Annotated in this window: 13 protein-coding genes and 1 tRNA gene; 5 read left to right on the plus strand and 9 right to left on the minus strand. The window is 45.0% G+C overall.

The window, feature by feature from the left end; genetic code table 11:
• Positions 1 to 334 precede the first annotated feature (334 nt).
• Positions 335 to 679, minus strand: a complete 345-nt coding sequence (locus tag ONE56_RS01725; protein ID WP_423840155.1) for a TraK family protein — start codon at positions 677 to 679, stop codon at positions 335 to 337.
• A gap of 1 nt (position 680) precedes the next feature.
• Entirely contained in the window at positions 681 to 962 is a 282-nt protein-coding gene (locus tag ONE56_RS01730) for a helix-turn-helix domain-containing protein (protein ID WP_228750846.1), read from the minus strand.
• 888 nt (positions 963 to 1,850) lie between these two features.
• Here ONE56_RS01730 and ONE56_RS01735 point away from each other — a divergent pair.
• The 3 genes from ONE56_RS01735 to ONE56_RS01745 all read left to right on the plus strand — a co-directional run bounded on the left by ONE56_RS01735 (position 1,851) and on the right by ONE56_RS01745 (position 4,112).
• Positions 1,851 to 2,801: an FRG domain-containing protein gene (locus ONE56_RS01735; protein WP_318105768.1), complete on the plus strand. Its 951-nt coding sequence runs from the start codon at positions 1,851 to 1,853 to the stop codon at positions 2,799 to 2,801.
• 101 nt (positions 2,802 to 2,902) lie between these two features.
• Positions 2,903 to 3,427, plus strand: a complete 525-nt coding sequence (locus ONE56_RS01740; RefSeq protein WP_423840156.1) for a hypothetical protein — start codon at positions 2,903 to 2,905, stop codon at positions 3,425 to 3,427.
• A 25-nt stretch (positions 3,428 to 3,452) separates the two neighbouring features.
• Complete coding sequence (locus tag ONE56_RS01745) at positions 3,453 to 4,112, plus strand: hypothetical protein (protein ID WP_423840157.1); 660 nt, start codon at positions 3,453 to 3,455, stop codon at positions 4,110 to 4,112.
• A gap of 241 nt (positions 4,113 to 4,353) precedes the next feature.
• Here ONE56_RS01745 and ONE56_RS01750 read toward each other — a convergent pair whose 3' ends face one another.
• The 6 genes from ONE56_RS01750 to rpsU all read right to left on the minus strand — a co-directional run bounded on the left by ONE56_RS01750 (position 4,354) and on the right by rpsU (position 10,334).
• Positions 4,354 to 5,445, minus strand: coding sequence for a site-specific integrase (locus tag ONE56_RS01750; RefSeq protein WP_078927337.1), 1,092 nt, complete (start codon positions 5,443 to 5,445; stop codon positions 4,354 to 4,356).
• Between the two features lie 98 nt (positions 5,446 to 5,543).
• Positions 5,544 to 5,619 (minus strand) — tRNA-Ile (locus ONE56_RS01755).
• A 145-nt stretch (positions 5,620 to 5,764) separates the two neighbouring features.
• Positions 5,765 to 7,636, minus strand: coding sequence for an RNA polymerase sigma factor RpoD (rpoD, locus tag ONE56_RS01760; RefSeq protein ID WP_331438118.1), 1,872 nt, complete (start codon positions 7,634 to 7,636; stop codon positions 5,765 to 5,767).
• Positions 7,637 to 7,735: 99 nt separating this feature from the next.
• A complete protein-coding gene (gene dnaG / locus ONE56_RS01765; RefSeq protein WP_423840158.1) occupies positions 7,736 to 9,502 on the minus strand; it encodes a DNA primase in 1,767 nt (588 codons plus the stop codon).
• Between the two features lie 145 nt (positions 9,503 to 9,647).
• On the minus strand, positions 9,648 to 10,091 hold the full coding sequence (locus tag ONE56_RS01770) for a GatB/YqeY domain-containing protein (protein WP_041156886.1): 444 nt from the start codon (positions 10,089 to 10,091) through the stop codon (positions 9,648 to 9,650).
• A 27-nt stretch (positions 10,092 to 10,118) separates the two neighbouring features.
• The gene (gene rpsU / locus ONE56_RS01775; RefSeq protein ID WP_001145625.1) at positions 10,119 to 10,334 is read right to left on the minus strand and encodes a 30S ribosomal protein S21; all 216 of its coding nucleotides are present in this window, start codon (positions 10,332 to 10,334) and stop codon (positions 10,119 to 10,121) included.
• 229 nt (positions 10,335 to 10,563) lie between these two features.
• Here rpsU and tsaD point away from each other — a divergent pair, with 229 nt between their 5' ends.
• Positions 10,564 to 11,580: a tRNA (adenosine(37)-N6)-threonylcarbamoyltransferase complex transferase subunit TsaD gene (tsaD, locus tag ONE56_RS01780; RefSeq protein ID WP_041157006.1), complete on the plus strand. Its 1,017-nt coding sequence runs from the start codon at positions 10,564 to 10,566 to the stop codon at positions 11,578 to 11,580.
• A gap of 105 nt (positions 11,581 to 11,685) precedes the next feature.
• Complete coding sequence (locus ONE56_RS01785; RefSeq protein WP_041156887.1) at positions 11,686 to 12,501, plus strand: alpha/beta fold hydrolase; 816 nt, start codon at positions 11,686 to 11,688, stop codon at positions 12,499 to 12,501.
• A 25-nt stretch (positions 12,502 to 12,526) separates the two neighbouring features.
• Here ONE56_RS01785 and plsY read toward each other — a convergent pair whose 3' ends face one another.
• The gene (gene plsY / locus ONE56_RS01790) at positions 12,527 to 13,138 is read right to left on the minus strand and encodes a glycerol-3-phosphate 1-O-acyltransferase PlsY (protein WP_041156888.1); all 612 of its coding nucleotides are present in this window, start codon (positions 13,136 to 13,138) and stop codon (positions 12,527 to 12,529) included.
• Positions 13,139 to 13,304: the final 166 nt, after the last annotated feature.

Raw genomic sequence — 13,304 nt, forward strand, 5'->3', positions numbered from 1 at the left:
CCGTCTCGAACCGTCTGTTACTGAATCGGCCCCGCAGGGCAGGATTACCGTTGAGCGCCCTGGCGCGAATAAGGGAAGTGAAGTGGTAACCGCCGACTTGTCGGGGGGACCACTTCACCTATCCTGCCCGCAATATCACCCGCAACTGTGTTTTGGATATCGCAGGTATGCTGCGCTGCTATCGCGCAATTGCGCGTAAACCAGCCTAAAAGCAGGCAAAAACACGAACAAACCACATCAATACAGGTGAAAAACACACAAAGTTGTGTCGGCGTTGCGCGTTGGTAGCGCCGCGACTGCGAGCTGACAGCACTTAAACAGCGTGGCTGCGTATTCATATCAAGTCCTGCTTATTGGGCTTGGCATCAAACGAAAATCCACTGATTTTACGCGAAACGTTTTGCTTCTCTTTCGCTGGCTTATCGGTTGTGCTGGGCTTGGGGACTGTCGTGATGTACTGCTTTACGTAGCGCAGAAATGTTTCATAGCGGAACGAGATATATTTCTGCTCCGTCAGGTACTCCCAAACGGTTTTGAGGTTATATCCGGCCTCGATGCTTTCCTCGACGAAGGGTTGAACGCCAAGGAAGGTTGCAAGGACTTCCTGCTTGGTGGGACGGCGAGTATTAGGCTGGCGCTGAATAATCCAGGCTTGCAGCTCTTTGACGTAATCCGACATCTCAAGCCTCCATATTGTCCGGGGTGGCTTGGTCAATTAAGTTGGCTATATCGGAGACTTTGAAATAAACCCGTCTGCCAATTTTTATCCGGTTTGGTTTTAGCTTATTGGCCAGTTCGCAATTTGTGCGAAGTGTAATCCTCAAGCCTTCAGGACTGCGATGCAGGATCTCTGCAACCTGAGTAAATGAAAGCAGCGGAGATCCTCCATAGTGGTTGTAGAGGCTTTCCTCAGTGGTCATTGTATTTTCCTTAGCCGTTATGTTGCGATGTTCTGTACCCATACCGATCTCCTTTGTCAGTCTCTCTATTGACTTTGAGATAGTCTATGCATAAGGCTTTGGGGTTGTAAACTGCACTTTAACATCACGTTTGTGAATTTTAGCTTCAATTTTTCGATATATCGTAGATCTTTTGGGTGTGTTTTGTTGGTTTTTTAGCGGCTAAAATCTAGTCTTTGCTGATTTTGAGCTTTCTAGATTTCGGTATATCGAACATCGATATCTATAGTGATAAAGTTAATTTTTTATCGTTTTGTTTTAATTGTAAAAATTGTTTTTGTTCTGGATTTATAAATAAAGAGAGAGGAGTGACATCAAGTGAGTGAGATAGTACGTAGAGTTAGATTAATTCGGGTGAAATACGCTTAACTTGCAAGAATCACCTACCATGATTTTCTTTTAGTTGCATGTGTATTTGTGATTTAAATCACTATTGTTGTTAAGTGATTACATTCTATGGCTACTCAGTTGCCGTGAATGTGCCCCTCAAGTGTCAATATATGTGAGTTTATGAAGATAATAGAGAAGTGTATTACTGTGGCTCTGGTGGAGTTATTGACATATGAGGGGCACTTGAGAGTCGTAACGACAGCTTATGAAACGAAAGTGTTAACTCGCAAGTGCGCAGAAATCACCCAACATTGAATTCCTGACCACATTCTCTTGTCATATATTGACCAATTTTCCGTAATAGAAGATTATGAACTTAGGTGAACACTTATGACTATGCAGACGTGTTCCGCAATTTGTGAGTGCAAGGAAAGATAAGACTTACAGAACAGATAAGACTTACAGAACAGTATGCTACTGCTATGGTATCTGTATTTTCTGAAAATATTATAAAGACAATGTCTGCTGAAAAGACACTGTTAAGCGTAAAAGGATTTTGAATTGAAGGTAGAGGATTTTTGGAAGCCCTTTGAGGTGGAAATCGCAGATTTTGATGGACTTTTAAAAGTCGTCAATCAAGTAATGGAAAAAGCAGTTTCAAAGAACATCAAGTTTGCTTGGCGTGGGCAAATCGATGCAAGCTGGGCTCTGCATAGCTCTTTATATAGAAGGGCTAATCTGACAAAAGGAAAGGTTCTTACTGAAGCCGAAATAGCTAAAGAAGAAAGCGAGATACTTGTAGAGCTTCATCGCTGGGGGTTGCACTCTTCGTCTCAAACAGGACGGTTATCAATATTAAATCAACTTGCTATGTTGCAGCACTACGGTGCTCCAACAAGATTAATTGATATTACTTTCAATGCTTGGGTTGGCGCTTGGTTCGCTGTTGAAGAGAAATGGAGCAACGGGACAAGAATCCATGAAGATAAAGACGCCAGGCTTTTTGCGTTCGATGTAACTGATCGTCTAATAAATGAAAATGACGAATATCGATCTTGGGAGGATGATTATAATCGTCCTTGGAAGCAGGATCGAAGTGAAGGAATCGATAGCAAAGAATGGAATACTTCAGTCTTTGCATGGAAGCCAGCAAACTTGGACGCAAGAATAGCGGCTCAAAATGGTGGGTTTCTTTTCGGTGGTGTTCCATCGACCAACAAACCTGATGGAAAAAAATTTCAGTTTCCTAAATCTCCCAATTTCAAAGAAGGTTGGTGGCCTATAGCAGAAGCGCGCGAAGCGTGCTGTGTTGCTGCAAGACCTCATGTATTTGATCCCGCTAAAGGAAAAGGTGCCGGGCCTGGAGCACTATACACCTTCAGAATTAAGGCGAGTGCCAAAGAAGATATTCGAAAGCGACTAGACAAGCTTTTTGGATACAGGCACTCAACCATTTATCCAGATTTTTCAGGTTTTTCAAACTTTGCGCTTCCTAAAATTAAAAGTTACTGAACTTCAAGCCACGCTTAACAAAGCGCTGCTGTCGGACAAATTTTCCGCTGCGCTTCAAATTTGCCGCAGAGCGCGGCGTTATGAATTAAGGTAAGTGACAGATGATTTCTCCTCCAACAGACAATTTATATAAATTTCTCGCTGTGCTTGGGCTTCTAATTGCCGGGTCATCGGGTGCATTTTGGTGGAATGCTTCCAACGATTTCGATGCCTTTTTCGAGTCCAATGAAGAATATATAAATATGATGTTTGAGGGAGCGGAGGCATACGGAAGGTTTGCAGCGAAAACAAATGAAGGAATAGCCATTTACAATAGCGTCCAAGGCGATATTAACTCTCTGTCTGAAACTCAGAAAAAGGAACTTGATGCAATACTTCAAGAGTCCGAGAAATTGAAGGTAGAGACTGGCGCACTGCTTGATGCAAACCCTGCCAAAAGATTCACAGTCAATTCGAAATTGGAAAAATACCAATGGGCGAGAAACATAAGCGTTCTTGGAGGCGCTTTGGGTGTTCTCATTTCAGGATTTGGTTTTTATTTTTGGCATGTACGTTTGCAGCGGCATATCGATCATCTACATTCACAGGTCACGCATAACAAGTCAGTGCAGCCTTCCGCTGACTGAGGCGTTAAGCCTCAATGGAGAAATAATGAAATACGAAGAATTACAAGCTATAGCTAATGCAATTATAGATTCGAACGATAAGCTCATATATCTCAATTTTTTTATCTTTTTGATTGCCGTTGTCTGTGTATATTGTGTAGCTCTATTCAAAAAATCGGGTGAATTAACAGCTATTAAACTTGCTTTTGAAGACATAAAAGAACAGAACCGAGTGATTACATCAGAGACCGAAAGCATTAAACGTCAGTTGGAAAAGGGCACCATTGAGTATCAAATTAAGCTGTCTAAGTATCATGAGAAAAAGATCGACGCGATTGAGAAAATTTACTCTAAATTGGCAGACTTGTTGAGTTGCTCGAGAAAAATCCTCTTGGCGACTGATGAAAACAAATTTCATGAATTCAACGATGCTGTGGAGGAGTTTCGTAATAGTTTTGAGGCTGAAAAGCTTTGGCTGGATGCATCGGTCAGTAAAGAAATTGAAGAGTTTGCTATAGAAATCGATAAACAAGTTCGCCAATACCAAGGAGCTATGAATGTATCAAAGTTGCCTGGTTTACAGGGGAAACACGTTGATCAGGTATATGACAAGCAGCAAAACTTTTATGAGTTTACAGTAACCAAATCAAAGGTTTTAAAAGAGCAATTGGAAGAGTTGCTGAGAGGCTATTTGTCTCCTGAATAAGAGGCTTAACAAACGATCAAGGAATAGACATAGTTTCCTAATCCGACAGAAAGTTTTAAATCATGTTTAAACTAACATGCGTCTGTTTAAACATGATTTAGGCAGTATTGAATTGTTATGGATATTGGTGGCTGAAACGTACCGGCCCCCCAAGTGTCAATAAACCAGACTTGTCCATTGCTCACAGCCAGGACACATCGGCCTAATCCTCATTTCATTGACACTTGAGGGGCAGAGTTGTCTAAGCCTTTTTCCCTTTAGCAATCGCGTCCAGTTCTTCAACCAGGTCTTCGGCTCTTAGGTGAGTATAGCGACGTAGCATCTGCATCGATTTATGGCCGCTGATGGCGGCGACTTGCTGATCACTCAATCCGCCTTCAACCAAACGGCTGACGCTCTCGTGGCGCAGGTCGTGGAATTTAAAATCCTTCAGGCCAATCTTGGCTTTGATCTTCATCCATACCTTGTTGAAGTTGTACGGGCGTCGCTTTCCGTCTTTGCCTGGTTCACCAAAGAAAATCAGGTCGGTATCAATTGGCCGTACCGGATTATTAATCGCCTGCTTAAAGGATTCTAACGCCAGGAGAGAAAGCGGAACGGTTCTCGGCATGGTGTTTTTGGTTTCGACCAGGAAAACCACACGCTTTTTTAAATCGACCTGAGAGCGGCGCAGAGAAGTGATTTCAGATGAACGCATACCAGTTTCCAGCGCGATACGAACAATCCAGGCCAGCATCGGATTGGTGTGTGCCTCAACGGCTTCCAGGAGCTGTAGCTCTTCTTCTTCGGTCAAGCGTCGTTCACGGCCAGAAGGCGGGGAGGGCTTACGAATATTCTGAACCGGGTTAATTGCCAGGCCGATACCCCATTCTTTAATCGCAATGTTGTACAGGTGACTGAGCAGGGCAAGGTCAATGCGCACGGTATTAGGTGAGCGTGGCTTGGGTGCTGGGTTACCTCTGGCGTCGCAACGGTCCAGGCCAGCTAACCGGTCATCTCGATACTTGGCAATGATTTCTGGAGTCAGGGCGGCCAGGGAGTATTTCCCCAGGGCTTTGATAATCGGTTTGGAATGTCTTGCATCACAGGCTGCGGTCGCCGGTCGTTTGGTCGGTGAGATTTCTGCCAGGTAGCGTTTTAATGCTTCTTCAATGGTGAGTCGTTCTGACGAGGAACGTTTGATGTAGACGCCACGCACAATTTCATCTTCAGTGCGTCTTGCCCAATCCTCGGCATCGCGTTTGAGACGAAAAGTTTTGGACGTCGTCGGCCAGCCGGTTTTTCGAATAACGGCTTTCCAGGTACCTGAAGTAGTTTTAACTAAAGTTGCCATGTGAGTACTCCCGAATGCGTACTGTACTGATTTTGTACCTCGGGACGGAATAAAAGGCAACATTCAAAGAAGGGTAAGCGATAAGTGCTTGATTTGAATGGTGGCCCCTCGCAGACTTGAACTGCGGACCAATCGATTATGAGTCGACTGCTCTAACCACTGAGCTAAGGGGCCTTAATAGGTCAACGATTATAGGGGAAGCTTGGCTAGGTGTCTAGATACCAACTAGGGCAATTGCGCTTAGTTTTTATCCACTTAGAACGGTAGGCAATAAAAAAGGTGACTTAGAGTCACCTTTTTGTGTTTTTTAGCGCTTGGTTTATTCGTCCAGGAAGCTGCGCAGAGTTTCTGAGCGGCTAGGGTGACGAAGTTTACGCAGTGCTTTTGCTTCGATCTGACGGATACGTTCACGAGTAACGTCGAACTGCTTACCTACTTCTTCTAGAGTATGGTCAGTGTTCATGTCGATACCAAAGCGCATACGAAGTACTTTCGCTTCACGTGGCGTTAGGCCTGCAAGCACGTCTTTCGTCGCGCCTTTCAAGCTTGTCGCTGTGGCAGAATCTAAAGGCAATTCTAGCGTGGTATCTTCGATGAAATCACCTAGATGCGAATCTTCGTCGTCACCGATTGGTGTCTCCATTGAGATTGGCTCTTTAGCAATTTTCAGCACTTTACGAATTTTATCTTCTGGCATTTGCATGCGTTCTGCCAGTTCTTCCGGTAACGGTTCACGACCCATCTCTTGTAGCATCTGACGAGAGATACGGTTGAGTTTGTTGATCGTTTCGATCATGTGTACCGGAATACGAATCGTACGAGCTTGGTCCGCGATTGAACGAGTGATTGCCTGACGGATCCACCACGTTGCGTAAGTCGAGAACTTGTAACCACGACGGTATTCAAATTTATCAACCGCTTTCATCAGACCGATGTTACCTTCTTGGATAAGATCCAAGAACTGTAGACCACGGTTGGTGTACTTCTTCGCGATAGAAATAACCAGACGTAAGTTCGCTTCAACCATCTCTTTCTTCGCACGGCGTGCTTTCGCTTCACCGATAGACATACGACGGCTGATGTCTTTGATGTTTTGAACGTCTAGAGAAGTCTCGTTTTCAATCATTTTTAGTTTCGCGATTGAACGACGGATTTCTTCTTCGTTACGTTTGATTTTCTCTGCGTACGGCTTATCAGACGCAAGCACTTCATCTAGCCAAGCTTCAGACGACTCGTTGCCGGTGAATAGGCTGATGAATGATTTCTTCGGCATTTTGCCGTATTCAACCACTGACTTCATGATCAGTCGTTCTTGAGTACGGACGCGATCCATAGCAGTACGCAGTTCATTCACTAAGTGATCGAACTGTTTTGGTGTTAGACGGAATTCTTTGAACACGTCTAGCATCATTTCGTTTGCGACGGTTGCTTTCGGGCTATTGAAGCCGTACTCGTTGATCGCTAACTGAAGATTTTGATATGTGCTGCGTAGCTGATTGAATTTATCAAGCGCTAACTCAGGGTCGATACCTACATCTTCTTCAGAATCATCTGAATCGTCATCGTCTTTATCTTCGTCGTCGTCATCATCAACGTCTTCGTTATCTTCATCTTCTAGTTGAGATTCAGATAGCTCAGAGCCGATGTGCGTTGCTGTTGGTGCTGCAGTGTCGTCAGCGTCAGGGTCGACAAAACCTGAAATTAGGTCTGTAAGACGAAGCTCTTCTGCTTGAACTTTATCAAACTGTTCAAGAATGTATGGAATCGTGCCTGGGTATTCAGCAACGGACGATTGAACTTGGTTAATACCTTCTTCAATACGTTTTGCGATGTCGATTTCGCCTTCGCGGGTCAGTAGCTCTACAGTACCCATTTCGCGCATGTACATACGCACTGGGTCTGTTGTACGACCAATTTCACTTTCTACGCTAGAAAGTGCAGCGGCTGCGGCTTCGGCAGCATCTTCATCGGTAATATTTGTGTCATCATTGAGTGCTAAATCATCAGCATCAGGAGCAGTTTCTACTACCTTAATGCCCATGTCATTGATCATCTGAATGATGTCTTCTACCTGTTCTGAATCTACGATTTCAGCAGGTAGGTGGTCATTTACTTCGGCGTAGGTCAGATAGCCTTGTTCCTTGCCTTTAATAACAAGTGACTTTAGCTGTGACTGCGGATTTTGATCCATAGACGGTATCCAACTTCGTAATCTGGTGAAGGAATCAGTATGCGAAATGCAAACCACTAACTATAACAAATTAAATTGTTGCTGACTAATTAAACAGGGTTACGCTTTTAAATCTAGCATCAATGCTAGCAGCTCCCTTTTCTCTTCGGCTGATAAACCGACACTTCTTGCTTTGGCCTGCAGGTTTTCAATTTGCTTTTCTACGCACTGGGCGAGAATTTTGTCCAGTGAGTCTAAAAATATTTCTTCTTGGTTGTCTTCTGCGAGCGGAATGTTCCAACTCGCAAGACGAGACAGAAGTGCCTCATTCTGACTGTTTCGCCAGTGCTCTATCAATTGGCCTGTGTTTATATGGGGATGCGCCTGGCATTTATCAAGGACATCAACAAATAAACTTAGACCAGGAATGGATAAATCTCTAACGCTTGAGAGATCTGGAACCATACTTGCGTATTCTGGGTTTTGGATCAGTAACGCGATAACTTCTCGCATTGGCGTTCGTTTAATTTCTTTATGCGGCTGAAGCTTTTTGTCTTCTTGGCCTTGTTTAGAAATAAGCTGCTGTAACTGCCGTTCATCAACTAAACCTAGACGGCGACCCAGTAACTCTCTCAAGTATAGTCTTAATGTGCCGCCTGGCACTTTATCTATTAAAGGAACCGCGAGCGTGCTCAATTTTGCCATGCCTTCTTTCGAACTCATGTCCACTTGTTGTGTTAAAGAGCTAAACATAAACTCAGACAGTGGCATAGCTGTCGCAACTTGTTGCTCAAACGCTTGCTTGCCTTGCTGTCGAATGAAAGAGTCAGGGTCCTCACCATCAGGTAAGAACATGAACTTCAATTGTCGGCCATCGGTTAAATAGGGCAAGGCGTTTTCCATGGCTCGCCATGCGGCTTCTCGGCCTGCACGGTCACCATCGTAGCAACAAACAACCGTACTTGTCTGACGAAACAACACTTGCAGGTGGTCGCCAGTGGTTGAGGTGCCCAATGAAGCCACAGAATAGTCGACACCATATTGCGCGAGTGCGACGACGTCCATGTAACCTTCGACCACTAAAATTTGTGGTGGTTCGCGATACGCTTGTAACACTTCATATAGGCCATATAATTCTTTGCCTTTATGAAATATCGGCGTTTCTGGTGAGTTGAGGTATTTCGGGGTCCCGTCACCTAATACTCGGCCACCAAAACCAATCACTCGTCCTCGACGGTCGCGAATCGGGAACATGATGCGACCGCGAAAACGGTCATAACGGTTACCTTTATCGTTTTCAATCAGCATGCCGCCAGTGACGAGCATGTCTTGCGCTTCTTTTTGTTGGCCGAAATTTTTACGAACTAAATCCCATTCGTCAGCGACATAGCCGATGCCAAATTTCTGAACGACTTCACCGGATAGACCACGGTTTTTTAAGTACTCAATGGCAACCTTGCTCGCTGGTAACTTGAGCTGATTCCGGTAAAACTGACCAATGCTGCCCATCAAATCATACAGGCTACGTTTTTCGCTGCTGCTGACTTGAGGCCCTGATTGAAAATTTCCGCTGCCACCACTGCGCTGCTCTCGGGGGACATCTAATCCTAAGTAAGAGGCAAGCTCTTCAATCGCTTCGACAAACTCTAGGCGATCGAACTCCATTAAAAAGTCGATTGCGTTGCCGTGCGCACCACAGCCAAAACAGTGATAAAACTGCTTTTCTTGACTGACGCTAAAAGAAGGGGTTTTCTCGTTATGAAAAGGACAGCAAGCGCCGTAGTTTTTGCCTTTTTTCTTAAGTTTTACACGCGCGTCGACGATGTCGACAATATCAAGTCGAGCGAGGAGATCATCAATAAAACTGCGAGGGATGTGTCCAGCCATAAAACCTAACAAAAAAAGAAAATCATGATTGGTGCGGATGAAGAGAAAATACGTGTATCAAGCTTTATGTAATTTCGTTCATCCAGATACAAACAAGCCGTGCGTTCCAAAGGATAGCACGGCTTGCTGCAATTGGGTGGGGTCGTTAAGCCAATTTAGCGCGAACTAAACCGCTCACTTTACCCATGTCTGCACGCCCTTGAATTTGCGGTTTCAGAACACCCATTACTTTGCCCATGTCTTGCATGCCAGCTGCACCAGATTCGGCAATTGCATTCTCAATAAGAACAGCAACTTCTTCATCGGTCAGTGGTTGAGGCATAAAGTCCTCAAGAACCGTAATTTCTGCTTGTTCCGCATCAGCAAGATCTTGTCGACCCGCTGCTTCATACTGCGATACAGAATCGCGACGTTGTTTAACCATTTTCGTTAATACCGCAATGATATCGTCGTCGTTCAGAGTGATCCGCTCGTCGACTTCACGTTGCTTTATTGCTGAAAGTGCTAAACGAATAGTACCAAGGCGTAATTTGTCCTTGGCTTTCATCGCTAATTTTTGCTCTTCTTTGAGTTGATCAATCAGAGCCATAACTAAATTCCTTCTGGAGCTCAGTTATTAGTACAGGCGAACGCGACGAGCGTTTTCGCGAGCTAGCTTCTTAGCGTGACGCTTTTGAGCTGCTGCTTTAGCGCGTTTGCGAACTGTAGTTGGTTTTTCGTAGTGCTCACGACGACGCACTTCAGAAAGGATACCTGCTTTTTCGCAAGAGCGCTTGAAACGACGTAGAGCAACGTCGAACGGTTCGTTTTCACGTACTTTAACTACTGGCATATGCCTTTCACCTCAGGGGTTATTCGTTAATGCTGGAATTCGACAGACCAAATCACAATTATTCGGCCATTTACCAGCTAATCAAAAATGGTGCGGAATTTTAATCCGATCATAACCGCTTTGTAAAGCCTTTTATCGATTATTGTCTGTACAAAATTTGTTTGCAGCACCAAGGCAAGGTAATATGACGCCCAAATTTCCTCTATACAGAAAGCATACTGAGAAAACCATGCGCATTATTGGTATTGAAACCTCTTGTGACGAGACTGGCATCGCGATTTATGACGATGAGAAGGGTCTATTGTCACACAAGCTTTATAGCCAAGTAAAACTCCACGCGGATTATGGTGGTGTCGTGCCTGAATTGGCTTCACGTGACCATGTAAAAAAAACCATACCTCTTATTAAAGAAGCGCTGAAAGAAGCACACCTTACCTCAAAAGACATTGATGGTGTGGCCTATACCGCAGGCCCAGGTTTGGTCGGTGCGCTCTTGGTTGGAGCTACCATTGGCCGCAGTATTGCTTACGCATGGGGTGTGCCTGCCGTACCTGTACACCATATGGAAGGTCATTTACTGGCTCCAATGTTAGAAGATAACCCACCGCCATTTCCGTTTGTCGCGGTATTGGTCTCTGGTGGTCATTCAATGATGGTGGAAGTAAAAGGCATTGGTGAGTACCAAATTCTGGGTGAGTCGATTGATGATGCCGCTGGAGAAGCGTTTGACAAGACGGCCAAGTTAATGGGGCTCGATTATCCTGGAGGGCCGCTGCTTTCCAAGTTAGCTGAAAAAGGCACACCAGGTCGTTTTAAGTTCCCACGTCCGATGACCGATCGTCCGGGTCTCGACATGAGCTTCTCTGGCCTAAAAACATTCACTGCCAATACCATTGCTGCTAATGGGGATGACGAGCAGACTCGTGCCGATATCGCATTAGCGTTTGAAGAAGCTGTGTGTGCGACCTTAGCGATCAAGTGTAAACGAGCACTAGAACAAACAGGCATGAAGCGCATTGTGATTGCAGGTGGCGTCAGTGCCAACCGTCGTTTGCGTGCAGAGCTAGAAAAGCTGGCACAAAAAATAGGTGGAGAAGTGTACTATCCACGCACTGAATTCTGCACTGATAATGGTGCAATGATCGCCTATGCTGGTATGCAACGTTTGAAAAATGGTGAAGTCTCGGATATGTCGGTAGAGGCAAGACCTCGTTGGCCGATCGATCAACTCACGCCAATTGCATAACCCACCGCATACCGTTCAGGGCCTCTATCGATAGAGGCCTTTGTTTTAACCGAGATGTTTTAGCTGAAATGTTCGGTACGAGAAACAGAATAAATGGATAGAACAATGAATACATTTGAAATTGAAGGTCAGCAACTTGCTTATTTAGATAAAGGTGAAGGCCCTGTTCTGCTCTTTGGTCACAGCTACTTGTGGGATAGCCAAATGTGGGCACCGCAAATCGAAGCGTTGAGCCAGAACTATCGTTGCATTGTGCCGGATCTGTGGGCGCATGGTGAGTCTGATATCGCACCTACTTCGATGTGCTCTTTGGTCGATTACGCAAAACACATGTTGGCGTTGATGGATCATCTACAGGTTGAGCAGTTCTCTATCATTGGCTTATCGGTTGGAGGAATGTGGGGCGCAGAATTGACGGCTCAGGCGCCCGAGCGGGTTAAGTCATTAGTGCTCATGGATACGTTTATTGGTTGGGAACCCGAAGTCACCCATAAAAAATACTTTGCGATGCTTGATACCATTAGCCAACTTCAAGCAGTGCCTGCTCCGATAGTTGAGACGGTTGTGCCGTTATTCTTTGCTAACAATGCTGAGCATGATAATCCAAACTTGGTGGCGTCTTTTAAGCGTCACTTAGAAACGCTGCAAGGAGAGCGCGCAGTAGAAGTCGCTCGTATTGGTCGTATGGTATTTGGTCGTCGTGATGTGATCGATGACTCGGAAAAGTTTGCCTTACCAACGTTGATTGCCGTGGGTTGTGAAGACAAACCTCGCCCGGTCTTTGAATCTTATCTGATGAAGGATTGCATTACGGGCAGCGAGTTGGTTGAAATTCCTGCTGCTGGCCATATCAGCTCATTAGAGCAACCAGAGTTTGTCAATCAGATGCTATTGAACTTTTTAAATAAAGTTTACTCTTAAGCTTAAATTAGGAAGAGACTCGGTATTATGCCGAGTTTTTTTCTGTCAGCTTTTTATCACCGATTTTCGGTTCTTCGCCGGCAACTAGGCGGCGAATGTTTTGGTGGTGTTTAAACACGATCAAGCAGCACAACATGGCAACTGGCAGGGTGTACTGCGGTTTGAACATCCAAGTATAAAAAGGGGTCATTAAGACAGTGACCAAGGCGGCTAGGGATGAGTAGCGGAAAATAACTGCAACTAAGAGCCAAGTGAACATGACGATCACGGTAAGGTCCAAGCCAATTGGAGCGATCGCGCCAAGGGCAGTGGCGACACCTTTTCCGCCTTTGAAGTGGAAGAAAATGGGGTACATGTGACCTAAGCAGGCGGCAATGGCAATAATACCAAGAATGATGGGTTCAATGCCTAAAAAGTATCCGCCCCAAACCGGAATCGTGCCTTTGAGCATGTCGCACAGCAAGACAGCGACTGCCGCTCCTTTTCCGCCAATGCGTAATACATTGGTTGCCCCAGGGTTATGAGACCCTACGTTGCGTGGGTCTGGCAGTTTTAACACGCGACAAATTAAGACAGCACTGGAAATAGAACCCAGTAAATAGGCGGCCATTGTCATTATTAGTGCCAGTGCGTCCATAGAAGTCCTTGGTGGATTGGATTTTCATGCTCAGATCCGGTGTGATTGTTATCATAGCCCGAATTGGGTTTAAGCAGAAATATTCTCTGCGTTTGAGCTTGCATTATGCGAGTTCCTGTATATAAAGGTGTTCGCAGTTTATTTACCTAAGTGCTCTGGTTCTCGC

The organism is Vibrio mytili (genome assembly GCF_049563345.1).
GTDB classification, from domain to species: domain Bacteria; phylum Pseudomonadota; class Gammaproteobacteria; order Enterobacterales; family Vibrionaceae; genus Vibrio; species Vibrio mytili.